The organism is Paenibacillus sp. FSL R7-0345, assembly GCF_038595055.1.
Lineage (GTDB): Bacteria > Bacillota > Bacilli > Paenibacillales > Paenibacillaceae > Paenibacillus_AQ.
In genome coordinates, this window is the sequence record NZ_CP152002.1 from 5324817 (window position 1) to 5342249 (window position 17433).

At 53.7% G+C, this 17433-nt stretch carries 15 protein-coding genes and 1 pseudogene; 1 reads left to right on the plus strand and 15 read right to left on the minus strand.

Translation table 11 applies throughout. The annotated features are described in order from the left end of the window. Positions 1-36: 36 nt before the first annotated feature. From NST84_RS23055 to NST84_RS23065, 3 genes and pseudogenes are all read right to left on the minus strand, one after another. A pseudogene (locus NST84_RS23055) lies at positions 37-258 on the minus strand (ABC transporter transmembrane domain-containing protein); the annotation flags it as partial. A gap of 292 nt (positions 259-550) precedes the next feature. Further along, positions 551-1045, minus strand: a complete 495-nt coding sequence (locus NST84_RS23060; protein WP_342562454.1) for a hypothetical protein — start codon at positions 1043-1045, stop codon at positions 551-553. Positions 1046-1052: 7 nt separating this feature from the next. Then, positions 1053-2453 carry a class I SAM-dependent rRNA methyltransferase gene (locus NST84_RS23065; RefSeq protein ID WP_342562455.1) on the minus strand — a complete coding sequence of 467 codons (1401 nt, stop codon included), beginning with the start codon at positions 2451-2453 and terminating at the stop codon, positions 1053-1055. A 98-nt stretch (positions 2454-2551) separates the two neighbouring features. Here NST84_RS23065 and NST84_RS23070 point away from each other — a divergent pair, with 98 nt between their 5' ends. Continuing rightward, positions 2552-3544 (plus strand): Na/Pi symporter, encoded by a 993-nt coding sequence (locus NST84_RS23070; RefSeq protein WP_342562456.1) that lies wholly within the window; start codon positions 2552-2554, stop codon positions 3542-3544. 95 nt (positions 3545-3639) lie between these two features. Here NST84_RS23070 and NST84_RS23075 read toward each other — a convergent pair whose 3' ends face one another. From NST84_RS23075 to NST84_RS23130, 12 genes are all read right to left on the minus strand, one after another. Next, positions 3640-4467, minus strand: a complete 828-nt coding sequence (locus NST84_RS23075; RefSeq protein ID WP_342562457.1) for an energy-coupling factor transporter transmembrane component T — start codon at positions 4465-4467, stop codon at positions 3640-3642. Continuing rightward, a complete protein-coding gene (locus NST84_RS23080; RefSeq protein WP_342562458.1) occupies positions 4464-6170 on the minus strand; it encodes an ABC transporter ATP-binding protein in 1707 nt (568 codons plus the stop codon). Before NST84_RS23080 ends, NST84_RS23075 begins: the two co-directional genes overlap by 4 nt. 97 nt (positions 6171-6267) lie before the next feature. Beyond that, entirely contained in the window at positions 6268-6828 is a 561-nt protein-coding gene (locus NST84_RS23085) for an ECF-type riboflavin transporter substrate-binding protein (protein WP_342562459.1), read from the minus strand. 177 nt (positions 6829-7005) lie between these two features. Next, a complete protein-coding gene (locus tag NST84_RS23090) occupies positions 7006-9213 on the minus strand; it encodes an Ig-like domain-containing protein (protein WP_342562460.1) in 2208 nt (735 codons plus the stop codon). Between the two features lie 159 nt (positions 9214-9372). Continuing rightward, positions 9373-9810 (minus strand): NUDIX domain-containing protein, encoded by a 438-nt coding sequence (locus NST84_RS23095; RefSeq protein ID WP_342562461.1) that lies wholly within the window; start codon positions 9808-9810, stop codon positions 9373-9375. A 590-nt stretch (positions 9811-10400) separates the two neighbouring features. Beyond that, a complete protein-coding gene (gene mtaB, locus NST84_RS23100) occupies positions 10401-11744 on the minus strand; it encodes a tRNA (N(6)-L-threonylcarbamoyladenosine(37)-C(2))-methylthiotransferase MtaB (protein ID WP_342562462.1) in 1344 nt (447 codons plus the stop codon). Between the two features lie 3 nt (positions 11745-11747). Beyond that, the gene (locus NST84_RS23105; RefSeq protein WP_342562463.1) at positions 11748-12512 is read right to left on the minus strand and encodes an RsmE family RNA methyltransferase; all 765 of its coding nucleotides are present in this window, start codon (positions 12510-12512) and stop codon (positions 11748-11750) included. 82 nt (positions 12513-12594) lie between these two features. Further along, positions 12595-13287 carry a site-2 protease family protein gene (locus NST84_RS23110; RefSeq protein WP_342562464.1) on the minus strand — a complete coding sequence of 231 codons (693 nt, stop codon included), beginning with the start codon at positions 13285-13287 and terminating at the stop codon, positions 12595-12597. A gap of 2 nt (positions 13288-13289) precedes the next feature. Continuing rightward, positions 13290-14339 carry a 50S ribosomal protein L11 methyltransferase gene (gene prmA, locus NST84_RS23115; protein WP_342562465.1) on the minus strand — a complete coding sequence of 350 codons (1050 nt, stop codon included), beginning with the start codon at positions 14337-14339 and terminating at the stop codon, positions 13290-13292. Between the two features lie 108 nt (positions 14340-14447). Further along, positions 14448-15011 carry a DNA-3-methyladenine glycosylase I gene (locus tag NST84_RS23120; protein WP_342562466.1) on the minus strand — a complete coding sequence of 188 codons (564 nt, stop codon included), beginning with the start codon at positions 15009-15011 and terminating at the stop codon, positions 14448-14450. 156 nt (positions 15012-15167) lie between these two features. Next, the gene (locus NST84_RS23125; protein ID WP_342562467.1) at positions 15168-16826 is read right to left on the minus strand and encodes a DUF4179 domain-containing protein; all 1659 of its coding nucleotides are present in this window, start codon (positions 16824-16826) and stop codon (positions 15168-15170) included. Beyond that, positions 16786-17349 carry an RNA polymerase sigma factor gene (locus NST84_RS23130; protein ID WP_342562468.1) on the minus strand — a complete coding sequence of 188 codons (564 nt, stop codon included), beginning with the start codon at positions 17347-17349 and terminating at the stop codon, positions 16786-16788. Before NST84_RS23130 ends, NST84_RS23125 begins: the two co-directional genes overlap by 41 nt. Between the last annotated feature and the right edge of the window lie 84 nt (positions 17350-17433).

A 17433-nucleotide genomic window follows, 5' to 3' on the forward strand; every position in this document is an offset into this window, starting at 1 on the left:
TAAGCAAAAATATCCTGTTTTTTTTTGCAGCAGCTAGGCAACCGGCAGCGCCGCAAACATGGAGAGCGCCATGCGCCAGTCCATAAACAGCATGCCGGCCAGTGCGGAGACCGGCAGGACGAATGCCCCGGCAAGCTGCGGCAGCAGATGGGAGGTCCCCGTTTCTACCAGCGTGAAGTCGCCCATCATCATATTGGCCAGATCACCGGGATCACGGCGGTACAGATAGCCGAGCGGCAGCTTGCGCAGATGCAGGCTTTTGCAGCTTCCGCTTCCCAGCTCTTCGGGCCGAAAAATCTCAAAGTGGCTTCTATCCAGACAGTACGTATATTGAAATCCTTCACAGACCAGTGTCTTATGCGCATCTATCACTTCATGGCCGCTGCTGCGGCCCTCGGTTTGGTTTCAGCATATGGTTCGCCCCTGTTAAGTAGGGCTAATTAAAACCAACATTGAGAATTGTTATCAATTGAAGATTAAAAGGTTTGCAACAGAAAAAGAGTACCCGGAGGTACTCTCAGGAATCTAGCTATATTGCAGCGCCCCCGCCCTATTGCAGGGGGTGAGCCGGAATCAAGGGCATTTTTGCCCTTGATCTCGCCCTTTTGCCAGCGGCGGCTGGAATCAAGGGCATTTCTGCCCTTGATTTCGTCCATTTACCCACGGCAGGCAGAATCAAGGGCATTTCTGCCTTTGATTTCGCCCATTTGCCCGCGGCAGGTAGAATCAAGGGCATTTTTGCCTTTGATTTCGCCCATTTACCCACGGCAGGCAGAATCAAGGGCATTTTTGCCCTTGATTTCACCCTTTTGCCCGCGGCAGGTAGAATCAAGGGCATTTTTGCCTTTGATTTCGCCCATTTACCCACGGCAGGCAGAATCAAGGGCATTTCTGCCCTTGATTTCGCCCATTTGCCCGCGGCAGGTAGAATCAAGGGCATTTCTGCCCTTGATTTCGCCCATATACCCGCGGCAGCCGGAATCAAGGGCATTTCTGCCTTTGATTTCGCCTGTAAGCGCGCGCCAGAAGTCAGCGCCGGCCGCATCAGTTCCTCACTTCTTGCTGCGCACCTCGAACACGGCAAACTTCAGGTAGTGGCCCTCGTCCACGCCGAGAATCTGCGGGTGGTCCTTGCCGGCTGCCCGCCATTCAATCAGGCGCAGCACCTTGCCGGCATCCCTGGCCGCTTCGGCGATAGTGTCCAGGAACAGCTGCGGCTGCATATGGTACGAGCAGCTTGCAGTCACCAGGTAGCCGCCCTCGTTAACCAGCTTCATGCCGTGCAGGTTGATGTCCTTATAGCCGCGGACGGCACCCGGTACTGCGCTTTTGGTTTTGGCAAAAGCAGGCGGGTCCAGGATGACGACATCCCAGGTGCGTCCGCCGCCGGCGGTCATCGGCTTCGCCGTGTCTGTCTTGGCTGCCGGCTTGCCTCCAGGCTTGACGTCCGCATTGCCGGTGGCCCGCTCCGAGCGCTCCTCCAGCCCTTTTATCTGATTGCGCAGGAAGGCAAAGGCATCGTCCACAACAAACTCGACGCGGTCTGTAAACCCGTTGATCTCGACATTCGCTTTGGCGCTTTCGATTGCATGGGCGGAAACGTCAAGGCAGGTTACCTTTTTCGCGCCGTATTTGCAGGCATGCAGCGTGAAGCTGCCCGTATGCGCGAAGCATTCCAGCACGGTTGCGCCGTCCCAGTAAGGGAAGGTGACCGGCTTGCCGCTTTTATTCACCGGAAGGGTCTGCACAGATCCGTCCTCTGTCTCCACTTCCTGTAGCGTAATGCCGCTGCGTCCGCCCCAGCCCTTCATCAGCGGAGCAATCGATGCCCTGTTTTCGCGCTGGTCAAAGAAATAGCCGGTCTTCTGGCCTTCTTCGATATCCACGATCACCTTCAGCCCGTTCTCGGTCACTGTAATATGGCGCGGGCATTCGCCGTACAATATGCCGGTTCTCTGCTCCAGGCCCTCCAACTCACGGACAGAGACATCGCTGCGTTCATAAATGCCCTGCGGTGCCATTACCTGTACGAGTGCCTCCACGATGGCATCCCGGCATTTGTCCATGCCCAGTGTCAGCAGCTGCACTACCAGCACATCGCCGAACCGGTCGATGATCAGCCCCGGCAAAAAATCCGCCTCGCCGTATACGAAACGGTATGCGTCCGCTCCCGGCAAAAACCGTTCCCGGTGCCGCAGGCAGCTTGTAAACCGTTCCACAAAAAATGCCGTATCCATCCCGGCGAGCGGGGACTCCGATACAATTCTTACCCGGATCTGTGAGGCCGGGTTATAATATCCGGTTGCCAGATATCTCCCCTGATGATTAAGCACATCCACCAAACCGCCGGCCTGCGCCTCTCCGTCCACTGAAGCTACCTCGCTGGCAAACACCCACGGGTGGCCTTGCTCCAGTCTTTTTTTGCGGCCGCGTTCCAGAATAACCGATGCCAATGACTTCAACTCCCTGTTCCTATTGTTAATTTCATACATGTCCAATGCATTGCTTTCATATATTGGTGTACAACCCCCGTTCAAAGGAGCATGTCCTTATGATCCGTGACCTGCTGTTCCCTGTCATATACGGCCTTGTTATATTTCTCGCCGGCATGAAGCTGATGGAGACCGCGCTGGCGAAGCTCGCCGGCCCGCTGCTGACGCGGAGCCTGCATAAAGCGACCTCTACGCCGCTGAAGGGCCTGTTCGCCAGCAGCCTGCTGTCGGCTCTGCTGCAGAGCAGCACCGCCGTAACCGTGCTGACCATCGGCATGGTCAATGCCGGGCTGCTCACGTATGCCCGCACGCTGGGCATTATACTCGGCAGCAACATCGGCACCTGCCTGACCACCGAGCTGATCGGACTGCAGATCAGCTCGGCAGCAGCGCCGCTGTTCACCGCGGCGCTCTGCCTCTGGGCATCAGCCGTCATCCTCGGCGAGCTGCCGCCCTTCTCCTGGCGGGCCGCCGAGGCCTGCCGCAAGGTTTCCGGCCCGCTCCAGTTCATCAGCCTGGCGGTGGCCGGCTTTGCCCTGGTGCTCTGGGGCATCGCCGTCATGCAGTCGGTCGGCCCCGCGCTTGAAGCCAGCGGCATGTTCCGCTGGTTCCTGGACCATGCGGCCACCAGCGCCCTGTGGGGCCTGGCCGCCGGGGCTTGCCTGACCGCGATGCTGCACAGCAGCGCTGCGGTCATCGGGATGGCCATGGGCCTGGCATCCGCAGGCACCATGCCGCCGGAAATCGGCATCGCCATTGTGCTCGGCGCCAACGTCGGCACCTGTGTCACCGCCGTCATTGCTTCAATCGGCGGCTCAGCCTCCGGCAAGTTCGTTGCCGGCTCGCATGTGGCGCTCAACGTCGGCGGTGCCCTGCTGTTCCTGCCGTTCATCGGACCGCTGCAGGACCTGTCCGCCTTGTTCGGCGGCGGCCCCGCCTCCCAGCTCGCCCATGCCCAGACGATCTTCAATGTCGTCTGCTCACTGGCCGTGCTGCCGCTGTGCTATCTGCCGCTCTGGTCCAGAGTCGAGCAGCGGCTCAGCCGCATCTGATCTATCTCAGGCCGCACAGCGGTTCTCCTTAACCGGGAGAATCGCTGTACTATTATACTTCAAACTGTCCTGTGATACTAATCTATTCTTTTCAATTAAAAGATACTGTAGAATCTTGAGCCATCATAAAAAGTAATAATCAGCGCTGCCGCAGCCAGGGACAGCATCAGCCCTAAGGCAATATAGTCCCTGTCCGTAAAGGGGCGGCCCATGTACCAGGTCCGTTTCCGGCCGCTGCCGAAGCCGCGCAGCTCCATCGCTGTGCTGATTTTCTCGATCCGCTCGATGCTCGACAGAATCAGCGGCAGCAGGATCGATACGATATTTTTCAGGCGCCGGGGCAGCTTCTCTTTGCGGGAAAGATCGATTCCCCTGGCCTGTGCCGAGAAGGAGATATTCTCGTAGTCCCGCTGAATATCAGGAATATAACGCAGAGCCAGGGATACGGAATAAGCAATCTTGTAGTTTACCCCGATCCGGTTCAGGGACGCGGCGAATTCGCTCGGATCTGTCGTCAGCAGGAACAGCAGCGCCACCGGGATGACTACGGTATACTTCAGCGCGATATTAAGCTGGTAGAACAGCTGTTCAGCTGTAACGGTGTACCGTCCGGCCAAGTGGAACAGATCGTGACGGGTGCCGTAAATCCGCGTGCCCTCCAAAGGGGAAAACAGAAAAATCGCCACATGGTTAAGCAGGAAAAAGAACAGGATAAAATACAGCACAAAAGCGTAGTCCTGAAACCTCACTTTTGAAACTTTAAACAAAACAAGACTGATCAGCAGCATAACGGCGAGGCATCTCGTATCGTAGGTAATCATGGCCGTCAGCGACCAGACAATGAACACAATCAGCTTGGCCGCTCCGCTGAGACGGTGGACCGCCGAGTCCTGTTTCGTATAGGTCAGCATTCTGGCCTTCATCCGCGCCGCACCTCCCTGTCAAAAGCGATAAACGTGCGGACAAGCTCCTCCGGCTGCTGCAGCCCCGCTTTTAGCGCAAGCGTATAGAGCGAGGTTTCTCTCAGGTTAGCCTTCTCTACAATAGAACGGTCCGTCAAAATCCGCTCCGGCAGGTCATCGCCCGCCTTCTTCCCGTCCGCCAGCACAATCGCCCGCTGGGCATATTCCAGCATCAGGTGCATATCATGCGTGATCATGATTACCGTGATTCCCCTGCTGCTCAGCCCCCGCAGAAATTCCATCATTTCATTATAGTGCCGGTAGTCCTGGCCGGCGGTAGGTTCATCCAGGATGATGATCTCCGGTTCCAGCACCAGGATCGAAGCGATGGTGACCCGCTTCTTCTGCCCGTAGCTGAGTGCGGATACCGGCCATTCACGGAATTCATGCAGGCCGCAGATTCGCAGCACGTTATGAACGCGTTCCCGGATCTGTTCCTCCGGAACATCGCGCAGTTTAAGGCCCAAGGCGACCTCATCATACAGCAGTGTCTTTGACAGCATATGATTCGGATTCTGCATGACAAAGCCGATGCGCTCCGCCCGCTCTTTGATGGTATCCCGGCCGATATCCCGGCCGTTCAACCAGATGCTTCCCGAGGATGGCTTATAGAAGCCGCAGATCAGCTTGGACACGGTTGACTTCCCGGCCCCGTTCCTGCCGGCGATGGCCAGCATCTCGCCCCGGTTAACGGTCAGTGACAGCTTGTCCAGCACGGCTGTCTCCCGGTCATAGCCGAAGGTGACCTCTTTCAGCTCAAGCAGCGGAACGGCTTCAGCCGGAGTGGTCTGCTCCCGGCAGCCGTCAATCCACTGCTGCAGCCGCCCGGCGGCATCCTCCAGCCGGAGCAGCTCCGGATGCTGGGGCTGGAGGTCAGGCGTTACCGCCACACCGGCATACCGCAGCGCGGTCAGGTACAGCGGCTCGCGGAGCCCGGTTCCGGCCAGCAGGCCGGAGCTTAGCAGCTCGGCAGGCGGCAGGTCAGCCACGATGACCCCGTCGTTCATGATGATGATCCGGTCCACCGGCCGGTGCAGGACCTCCTCCAGCCGGTGTTCGATGATAACCACCGTTTTGCCGGTTTCACGCTGGAGCTGGTCAATATGTTCAATTGTCCGGGTACCGGTGTAAGGATCTAGACTGGCCAGCGGCTCGTCGAACAGCAGAATATCGACATTGCCGGCGAGTACGCCGGCCAGCATCGTCTTCTGCTTCTGGCCGCCGGAGAGCTCCTGCGGCGAAGCCGGCAGCAGTTCCTCAATACCGGCAGCCCTGGCTGCCGCAGTGACCCGCTCCTTCATTTCATGCAGGGGCACTGCCGCATTCTCCAGCACAAAAGCGATATCTTCGCCTACTGTAAGCCCGACAAACTGACCGTCCGGGTCCTGCAGCACTGTTCCTACCGATTGGGACAATGCAGCGATACTCTGCGCCTGCTGCTCCTGCCCCATTATGCGCAGGCTTCCGGCCGTCTCTCCAGGGTAGTGAAAAGGGATAAGCCCGTTGATACAATGTGCCAGTGTACTCTTCCCGCTACCCGAAGGCCCGACAATCAGCACCTTTTCACCCTGACTGATGCTCAGATTGATTCCGCGCAGTGTCGGCTCCTGCTGGGCCCGGTAGGTGTAGCTGAAATCCGTAAACTCTATAACTGCTTTACTCATCTCTATCTTCCTCTTTCAACTGATTCATTACATTTGTATCCTCTTATTTCAACAGAAAAGCCGGTGATTGTCACCGGCTTTCTGTTAATCTGTTCAATTAGCCCAGCTTTCGCAGGCTTCCCTGCTTGGTTCGCGTCTTGGCATAAGCAGCTGCGAGCAGCGTGCCAATGACAGCCACGGTCACAATATTTGCCGCACCGGCAGCCAGCCCCTGCGTGTATACCTTATTCGCCGGCTCTGCATAGATCAGAATATCCAGCGTCGGCGCTACAGCGAACCAGGCAATGGCATTGGCCACAATCTGGGCCAGGTTAAAGCGGATAATCTCTCTTTTGCCGAACACACCATCCTGAATGGAGATGCCGGCAACCAGCAGGCCGATAATCAGGCCGACCAGTCCGGAGGAGATGACCCAGCTGAACCAGGGCGAGCCGTAAAAAATAAAATCCTTCAGCGTATGGCCGATGAGTCCGATCAGCAGTCCGGCTACAGGACCATACAGCAGGGAAAACAATGCAAGCAGCGCGTAGGTTGTTTCAATGCTCGTATTCGGAATGCCTGAGGGGATCGAACCGAATCTTCCTAAAATTACGAATAAGGCCGAGCCGATCCCCACCGCTACAATTGATCTAATCGATAATAACTCTTTCTTCGCCATCTGCTTCATCTCCCTGATAATTGAATTTACCCGTGGCGTACAGCATGTTATGCCTGACCTGGATACGCCTGTTATGTACTTTTCAGAATTATACATCGGATTACTAGGGTTTACTATAGCTTCAGCCAAAAAAAATCTGCAAAGCGCTGTAACTGCCGCTTTGCAGATCAGATTTCTTTATTTTACGGTAACGGATACGGTCACCGTCTTGTTGTTCCATTTACCCTTGATGGACGTTGTACCTTTGCCCACCGCTGTAATTGTACCGGAAGCATTCACCTTTGCTACAGAAGGCTTGGAGCTGGTCCAGACTACGCTGCCTGTAACGATAGTTGTTTTGCCTGTATCATACAATGCTGTCACCACTACACTCTGGGAAGCGCCGGCAGCAAGCGTCAGCTTAGTCTCATTTACAGTCAGCTTGGACAGCTTAGGTACTACGTTAACCTTAACTGTAGCGGCAATCCCCTGATAGGAGCCGGTCATTGTTGCCGTACCTTCAGTCACAGCTTTAACTGTCGTTCCCTTAACTGTTGCCACGGCAGTGTTGGAAGATTCCCAGTTCATCGCACCGGAGAAATTCGCCGATTTGCCGTTGGCAAAATATCCTGTTACCTTGATCGCTTTGGAGGATTTAAGATTCAGATCTACTGTGCCCGGCTCAACAACGAGCTTCACAACCTTCTGCTCAATCGTTACCGGAACATTGATTGTTTTGTTGGAATAAGTGCCTTTAAGTGTAGCCGACCCTTTGGTCAGGCCTTTAATTACCTTACCGTTCGCTGTCTGCTTGAGGACCGCATTGGTTCCGGTAATTTCCCAGGTAATAGTGCTTGTAACATCAACCTCTTCCCCATTTTCAAGCACTGCGTTTACGGACGGCAATCCCTGTTCTTCACCAATAACGAGACCCAGCGCATCCTCAGGTCCGATCAGCACCAGCACTTTGTTCTGTACGGTAACCTTCAGCTCCACGCTCTTGTCACGGATCGGGGAAGAACCGGAAGAAACATTACCCTTCTTGATCTTTCCTGTAAGGGTTACGGTTCCCGCCTTGACGGCAGACAGCTTGTTATCCTTGATCTCAGCAATGTCCTCGTTAGCCGAGGTCCATTCGATTTCCTGGCTGAGATCCAGCTTCGTTCCGTCCAGCTTCGTTCCGCTGACCTTCGGCAGGCTGACGCTGTCTGCTGTATAAGCTTCCAGTTCAGACTTATCCAGAGCCAGTTCAGTAATAGTCGGCAGCACGGTTACCTTCAATGTTTTGCTGACACCAAGGCTCTCTGCTTTAATCACTGCCGAACCGACCGCCTTACCGGTAACCGTTGCTGCTGCTGCATCTTTGGTAACTGTAGCCGCCAGCAGGTTGTCGGAGGTCCAGGTTGCATCGGAGGACTGATTTTGCTTCGAGTTTACAGCGTTTCTCATCTCCGCTTTTACCGTCAGGCTCTCACCCAGGAAAAGCGTCTGATCCTCGGAAGGAGTAAGCAGCACTGCCTCATAAGGGGCACGCACATAGACATCCACCGACTTGGATACACCAAGGTATTTTGCTGTAATTACAGCTTTACCGGAACCTACTACTGTAATGATACCGGCTTCTACTGTTGCTACACTTTCGCTGGAGCTTGTCCATTCGGCCTGATCGGCAATGTCTTTTTCCGGACTGTTCTCGGTCGCTTTGGTCGCTGCCGTCAGCTCTACCGGATTATCGCCCACCAGCAGTTCAAGCTCCTTAACCGCCACATTGTTTTCTTTCAGTACAATTGCTGAATAAGGCAGCTCTACCTTGGCTTTAAAAGTAGCAGTAAGCCCTTTGAATTTTGCGGTAATGGTTGCAGTTCCTTCACCCACCAGCGTGATCTGGCCTTCATCGATAGTCAATACGCCTGTATTGGAACTGCTCCAGTCAGCATCAGCCGAGACATCTTTAACCGAGGCTGCCGATTGTCCCCCTGTGGCTTTGGCCTTGACCAGCAGTGTTTCTTCGCTGTCACCCAGCTTATAATTTCCGTCAGAGCTGCGCTCCAGGGTCAAATCTTTGAAAGGATGCGTAACGGACACCTCAAGGGTAGCTACCGCATTCAGGTATGTAGCGGTAATCATGGCTGTACCGGTATCGACCGGCGTCAGCAATCCGTTGACTACTTTGACTGCGTTTGTATTTGAGGATACCCAGGTTGAAGCTGCTGTCACATCCTTCTTGGAGGAGGACCCTTCAATGTTGGCATATACTTTAAGCTGTTTAGGGGTTTGTCCAACGGTAAGCTCCACTTTTGCCGAGCTGTCAAAATCGATCGAGTTCGTATCGCCGGTAGCTGCAAAGACGTTTACCGGAAAAGCTGCGGCAGTAACCAATATCATAATGAGGAGCATCTTCGTCATTTTCCTGTACACGGTCATCTGTTCTCTCCTTAGGCAGTAAGTTTATCGGTGGGTATTACCACACTCTTCCACTATATCGACAATTACGCCTGAAGTGTTTACCCCATTTTCAGTTAATTTTCAGCTTTCAGCGAATTCGGGACTTTTTAACTAGATAGATTATCCGGTAAATGTAAGGTCAAGCATGGACAGCGCCTTTTGCAAAATAGGCACATTATTCGCATACAGCTTGCTCTTTCCCCGCTCCCAGGCAGCGTCCGCTTTATGCCACTCCACAGCGTTGATCTCCTCAGTCTGTGCTTTGGTGATCCCGCCCACTGCTTCCACCAGAAAATAATGGACCTCTTTATCCACTGTTCCATAGATATGATGCTCAAACGTATATTTTATAACATCAATCGGAGCCTTGATAATGCCGACAGCGCCGGTCTCCTCGCGGATTTCCCGCAGAGCCGTCTCTTCTACCGTTTCCCCTTCCTCCATCTTGCCTTTGGGCAGCGCCACCTTGCCGTAGCGGTCCAAGATCAGCTGGATCTCCAGACCGGCGCTGCCCCGCCGGTATACCACGCCGCCCGCTGAAATTTGCTTATGCGCCATGTTGATAGCTCCTTAACGTATTTGTGATTATAACTTAATTGCACTTTATACAACTATAACGCCTATTTTTCCTCACCTCGCCTGTTTAAGTGTACTTTGTACAACTAAAATGCCGCATATTCACCAGATTGAGCTGTTCTGGGCAGATTTAGTTGTACAAACTGCAGTTATATGCAGCGTACGCGAGTTTTCGTTACTTTTAAGTGTATGGAATGCAGCTATTTGGCCGGATAGAGAAGGGCAGCAGCAGACTGTTCGCCGAAATGGCCAGTGTTACCCTAACTGCATATATCAGCCAGGCAGATGAGCTAGTTAGATGAGCCAGGGTAAACTTGTTTCCGGAGATCCGCCCCCCCCTTGCATAATCCTTACCCTTTCTTCAGTGCTTCAAGCGCGGCATTCTGCTCCGGGCCTTCCGCGCCGGCATATACTTAGTCCAACCACGTCACCCCAAATAGCAACAAGGATTTCATCTCCCGGACGGGAAAGGAAATCCTTGCTGAATACGCGATATATTAATAGAAAACATACTCCAACTTACCGGAGTGTCCACTCCCAGAAGCTTTCACGCTGCATCCGTCTCCTGTCTGCTAGTTCGCAGTCTGGTGGAGTGCGGTGCGGCTGACGCCGACCAGCTCGCCCTTACATTCGTTAATGCCCGCTTCGGTAATCTTCACCTGGCAGAGCTCGCCCTGCAGCGAATCGTCGCCGCCGAAGAACACCTGCAGGTAGTTGTCGCTGAAGCCGTGCTGAATGCTGCGGCCCGGCGCGTCCTTGGCTGAGCGCTCGGCAATGACCGAGACGGTCTTGCCGACGAAGTTGTGGGCATAAGCCAGCTGCATCTCCTCGGAGAGGTCGATCAGCTGCTGTACGCGCGCATTTTTAATCTCCTCGTCCACCTGGTTCAGCATCCGTGCGGCCGGAGTACCCGTCCGCTTGGAATACGGGAACACATGCATTTCGGAGTAATTTACGGCCTTCATGAAGTCGTATCCGGCGCGGAACATTTCTTCCGTCTCGCCCGGGAAGCCGACGATAACGTCCGTAGTGATGCCTACATCCGGCATGGCCTGGCGGATCAGCTGCATTTTGGCGTAATATTCCTCAGTCGTATACTTGCGGCGCATCGTTTTGAGCACCTCGTTATGGCCGGCCTGCAGCGGAATATGCAAATGGCGGCACATTTTGGAGCTGCGGTTCAGCACTTCGAACAGCTTCTCATCGATCTGGCTCGCTTCAATCGAGCTGATCCGTACGCGTTCTAGACCGTCCACCTTGTCCAGCTCCCAGAGCAGGTCAGCCAGGCGGTAGTTGTCCAGATCATCGCCGTAGCCGCCGGTATGAATACCGGTCAGTACGAATTCCTTGTATCCCGCCTCAACCAGCTGGTGCGCCTGGGCTACAATCGATTTCGGATCACGGCTGCGCGACAGCCCGCGCGACCATGGAATGATGCAGAACGTGCAGAAGTTGTTGCAGCCGTCCTGGATTTTCATGAAGGCCCGCGTCCGGTCAGCAAAGCCCGGCACATCCATTTCCTCAAATTCACGCGTCTTCATAATGTTGCGCACCGCGTTAACAGGCTGGCGCGACTCCTGAATGTTCTTGACGTGAGTCATAATATGCTCACGGTCCTGGTTGCCGATGACCAGATCGACGCCGGGAATATCCAGAATCTCGCCCGGTGAAGTCTGCGCGTAGCAGCCCGTTACAGCGACAATCGCTTCCGGGTTGCGGCGTACGGCCCTGCGGATCATCTGCCGGCTCTTTTTGTCACCAGTATTCGTTACCGTACAGGTGTTGATCAGGTATACATCGGCGTTCCCCTCGAAATCTACCTGCTCGTAGCCTTCATTTTTGAAAAGCTGCCAGATGGCTTCAGTGTCATAGAAATTCACTTTACAACCTAAAGTATAAAATGCTACGGATGGCATTGCTTAAGCTCCCCCCATTTCTCCGGATTCATATAAAATACAGGCTGCAGCAACCATACCGGCTGTCTCGCAGCGCAGAATTCGCCGTCCAAGCCCTACAGATACCGCCCCGGCAGCTTCTGCCGCCTGGCACTCCTCCGGACTGAACCCGCCTTCAGGACCGACAACAACCAGCACCTTGCCCTGGGATCCGTCAGGCAATCCGGCAATCCATGGTGCGGCGGAGGTGCGCAGCTGCAAGCCTTCTTCTTTTTCATAACAGAAATAGACGGCATCGTATCCGCTGAAGCTCTGAAGCAGCTGCTTCCAGCTGAGCGGAGAATGAACCTCCGGAATGATATTACGGTGCGCCTGCTCGGCAGCCTCTTTACAGATCTTGCGCCAGCGCTCCAGCCGCTTGCTCTCCTTGCGCTCATCGTACTGCACAATGGTACGCTCCGAGAGGAACGGGACAAAGGCTACAGCACCGATCTCAGTGCATTTCTGGATTACCGTCTCCAGCTTGTCGCCCTTGGGCAGACTCTGGGCTATCGTAACCTGGATGCGCGGCTCATGCGTCATCTCAAGCAGCTCCACAATATTCACGACAACCTCGCCGATTTCAATCGAAGCAATCTCTGTCAGAGCCTCACGGGACACGCCGTCGCTGACAATCAGTTTATCCCCGGCCTTCCCGCGCATCACCTTGGCAATATGGCGTGCATCTTCACCGCCAATGCTCACCTGCTCTGCGCCAAACTGCTCCGGGCTTACGAAATAACGCTGCATAGTTTAGCCTCATCCTCTTGATTATTCATTGAAAAAAACACGTTCCATCATACAACGTTTGTCCGCCTGTGACCAGTCCCAGTTACAATCCGGAGTATCCGAACAGGCTGAGGAACATATTAATGAAGTCATTTGCAATTTGCAGTGCCCATACATTAAGCGGTGTAATCGTATAAGCTCTCAATCCGGGAATAAAGATAATCAGCAGGAAAATAAAGACCGTCCACTGCTCATACTGCTGCAGCTTGCCGCGGATCGGACGCGGGGCAATATCCTCCAAAATCCGGTAGCCGTCAAGCGGAGGCAGCGGGATCAGGTTAAACAGGAACAGGAAGAAATTGAACGGGATGAACATGCCGAAGAACCAGTAAAAGGCTCTCAGCAGCTGCTCGTTCTGAATCGAATCCACAACTCCGGTACCAATCAGAGCAGAGTAAATCAGCGCCCCGATAATTCCGAGCAGGAAGTTGCTCAGCGGTCCGGCTGCCGACACGACGATTCCCATCAGCCGCGGACGGCTGAAGTTGTCCCGGTTCACCGGAACCGGACGCGCCCAGCCGAACCCGGCGATGAGCAGCAGGATAATCCCGAACAGATCAAAATGGACCGCTGGATTCAGCGTCATGCGGCCAAGCAGCCTGGCCGTCGGATCACCGAATTTGTTGGCAAAGTAAGCATGCGCGAACTCATGCACAGTGAAAGCAATGACGATTGTAATCAGGAAAAACGGAAGCTGCTGCAGGGGATATACTAATATATCATTTAAAAAATCCATCTCTACCTCTTTCCGGCTGTAATGGCCACCCAGTCTTCTTCACGGGTAATTTCAATAATTTCAAAACCGGAAGCCTCCAGCGCCTGCGACACGAGACCTTCCTTATCCTTATAAATACCGGAGGTAATATAGAGTCCGCCCGGCTGCAGTGCACGGAACACATCATCCGTGAACAGCACAAGAATCTCCGCCAGTATATTGGCGACGATAAGCTTCACAGGCAGTGTAACGCCAAGGCTGGCATCTGCCGGTTCAGCTTTCTCTGCTGCTCCGGTATAGCCGGGTCTTGCCGCAGGCCACATGTCCCCTGCCGCAGTATCCGCTGCACCTTCGCCGCCGAGCAGTGTCAGCAGATCGCTTTCTTTTACCGTAACCGAACCCTGCAGTTTGTTAAGCTCCACATTCTCCCGTGCACTTTCGACAGCGACCGGGTCAAGATCAAGCGCCAGCACATTGCCCGCGCCAAGCAGAACCGCACCTACCGCCAGAATGCCGGAGCCGGTTCCCACGTCGATAACCTCTTCACCGCCGCTGATATGCTTCTCCAGCGCACGCAGACACAGCGCCGTAGTCGGATGCGTTCCAGTGCCGAAGGCCATGCCGGGATCAATTTCGATAATCTTTTCATCCGGACTGGCTGGTGTATATTCTTCCCAGGTCGGTTTGATCGTCAGACGGTCCGACACGCGCAGCGGCTTGAAGTAGGCCTTCCAGGCGTGAGCCCATTCCTCATCATCTACCGTTTTCCAGGAGATCAGCGCTTTGCCGGGATCAATCCCGAACTCACGCAGCTCCTCAACCCGCGGGGCTACCTCCTTGATGACCTCTTCCATTGATACATTTTCGGCATAGTAGCCTTTTATTACAGCCTCACCGGGGGGGATATCGTTCAGCGGCTCATCGTACAGTTCACCGTAACGGGTATTTCTGACTTTATCAAGTGTTCCCGATTCTTCAATAGAAACACCGCCTGCTCCGGCTTCATACAGCAGATTGGATATCATCTCCTGCGCCTCTTCTGTTGTATGTACCGTCAGTTCGTGCCATAACATGTGTGTGGGTCCTCCTAAAATATAATCCAGTTATTCAACTTTTATCAGTATACCATTTCTATTGCAGGTAGCGCCAAAACTACACTTTCTATACAAATACGCGGTTTATTATTCCCGGCAAAAGCAGTCCAGCGTATGATCATTCACCATACCGGAAGCCTGCATAAAAGCATAACAAATCGTAGAGCCGATGAACTTCATACCCTTCTTTTTTAGCGCTTTGCTCATAGAATCAGACTGCGCCGTTGTTGCCGGAACCTCTGCCCGCATCTTCCACTCATTAACGACCGGTTCTCCGCCCGCAAAACTCCACAGATATTCGGAAAAGCTGCCCTCTTCCCGGCAAATCTCATGATAGACCTTCGCATTCTGCACAATGGCATTAACTTTGAGGCGGTTGCGGATGATTCCGCTGTCCTGCATCAGTGCTTCTATTTTCACATCGTCATAATGGATGATAACGTGCGGATCAAATCCGTCGAACACTTCACGGTAATGCTCCCGCTTCTTCAGTACCGTATACCAGCTAAGCCCGGCCTGCATGCCCTCCAGCATCAGCAGCTCGAACAGCTTCTGATCATCATAGAGGGGGCTGCCCCATTCTTTATCATGATAGTCAATATACAGCGGATCATCATTAACCCAGGCACAGCGTGTTATTTGTTTGTCCAAGTTACTCTCTCCCTTTGGCTTCTGTCCTGCAAGGATAAAGGATCAGGCCGCAAAAAGCTACCCCGGTTTCATCGGCTGCAAAAAATGCAAAAACGCCCGCCCCTGCTGCCAGGGTACGGACGGCTCATCTTATTTTACCTGATATAAAAGCACTGGCTACGGCTGCAGCTGCACGCGCGTCTCCCGCTCTGGTTCATCTGTTGTATAGTGGAACATATATATAGAGGCTTCAGTTCCTTGGAAATCCTTATACACATCAATGGCCCGGTTATTTCCGTCCCCGTTAAAATTAACGGTAACCGGCCTGCCTATGATCCGGTCTTTGCCAAGATTGATATGGGTCTGATTAACTCCGCCGAAACGGGCATCCTCACTCTCCGTTTCAACAAAGAGATCGTTCCCCTCCATATAGTAGGTCCACTTCACCGGATATCCGCCTGTACTGCGCATTATTGTCTGCTTCTGCGCTGAAATACTGGTCAGCTGAAGCGGCGTCTTATCATCCTCATGCACCGTTACTTTATAGCTGCCGACAAAGGTAACTGGTGTTTCCGGAGTAACCTCAAGCTCTGCCGGGCGTTCAAAGCGCAGGGTCATAAGCTTGGGCTCATCCTTAGGCGACCTGTATTGGCTGCCCTCCAGCGTCCTGCCGCCAACCTCAAGCGCGTACTTATAGTAAGGGATCTGCGGATACTTTGCGTTTACCCGGATCGAAACACGGATTTGCGTCGGAGTAACAATCATATTTTCGATCGTATTGACCGTATCGCCCGGTTCCAGCGGGAGATCCAGCGCAGTTTTGACTGTACCGCTCTCCATCTGCTGTTTGCTCAGCTGCAGGTCAAAGACCCACGGCCCGGTAATATCCTGCTCCAGCCTGGTATACTGCAGCTTGTAGACAGTTTCGCCTGCAGGAACTTCGGCTGTTTTGAAGGTTTGCTTCATTGTATATTCACCATTGTCTCCTGGTGTCCCATAGGTACCTCCGGGCAGAGAACGGACTTCCGTACCGTTCCGGTAAGCAATAATCTCCGGAAACGTCCAGTCCTTTGCTTCCGGCCGGGTAAACGTAACGGCCGAAGACAGCAGCAGCTTATCCCCGCTTTGTATAAAAGGCTGAATCTCCAGTTTCTCCATACCCTCCTGCCCGACCGGGAAGCTCTGTATCGCCTGCGAACGGCTGTCCAGCGGGATATCCACCTGAGTCTGACTAAAGGACTGCACTGCGGTGGCGGTCAGCGTAACGCGGGCCTCTGATTTCTGCGGAGTCCAATCGCTTTCAAAATAACCGTTGTAACGGTTGTTTACTTCATCCCACTGCAAATAAGTGTACTCTCCTTCACTGCTGTTACCCTGTTCATCCTTCAAGGAGAGCTCCTGCACGTTCCAGAACCGGCCTTCTGCCTGATCTGCCGCTTCCAGGCTGTACAGGATGACGGTCCGGTTATCATCAACAATTGCTGTACGCAGCGTCAGTGTTACCCCTTCCCTTGTAACAGACTGTCCGAGCTGCTGACCCAGATTCTGCTCAAGTGCAGCCTGGACCCCTTCCTTGCCGTGCAGCAGATTTCCCCAGTCATACTGGATTGCGGCATATACCGGGGCAGCCGCGAGCAGTACGCTAAGGGAGGCTGCAAACGTAACTTTACGCCATTTCCCCCTTCTGTACATGCCTGTCCCTACTGCTGTATTGATTCCGGCAGGCGCAGTGTGACCTGACTGCTCCATCCGGCTCCACATCCCCTCGAAATCCGGGTAATTCACGGTATCCTCTTCATTTAATTGCCGCTCCAGCATAATTTCCAGCTTCTTCATGGTGTATCCCCCTCCATTCCTCATCTTGAAATCCGGCTTCATTCAGGATCTCCCTCATCATTTTAATGCCCTTGTGCTGCCTCGATTTTGCCGTCCCTACTGGTATGGACAGGGCCTCCGCAATTTCAGCCAGACTGAAATCATGCATGTATCTCAGGGTCAGCACCGCCCTGATCTTGGCAGGCAGCCTGGACATATAACCCGCCCATTCCTGCGCCGTTTCCTTCTGTTCGATCAGCCGTTCTACCGGCTCCTCGCTGCCGTTTCTGCCCCACAGATGCAAATTCTGCGCGAGCTTCTGCCGCAGGCTGTGTGAGCGCTTCAGGTGGTTAAGGCAGGTATTAACCGTAATTTTCATGATCCAGGCGCGGGTATACTCAACATTCTGCCACTGGCTGCGGAATACGGTAATAAACACCTCCTGGCAGAGATCTTCTGCGTCTGCTGCATCCTGCACCATATAGTAACAGGTGCGGTACACGGCTTTGCTGTAGGCTTCGAATATTTCACGGTTGCTTTGCAATTGGAATCCTCCCTTCTTGAATAAGTCTGTCTATTAAACAATCCGTCCGCCCAAAAGGTTCATTTCTCAAAAATAAAACGCGGC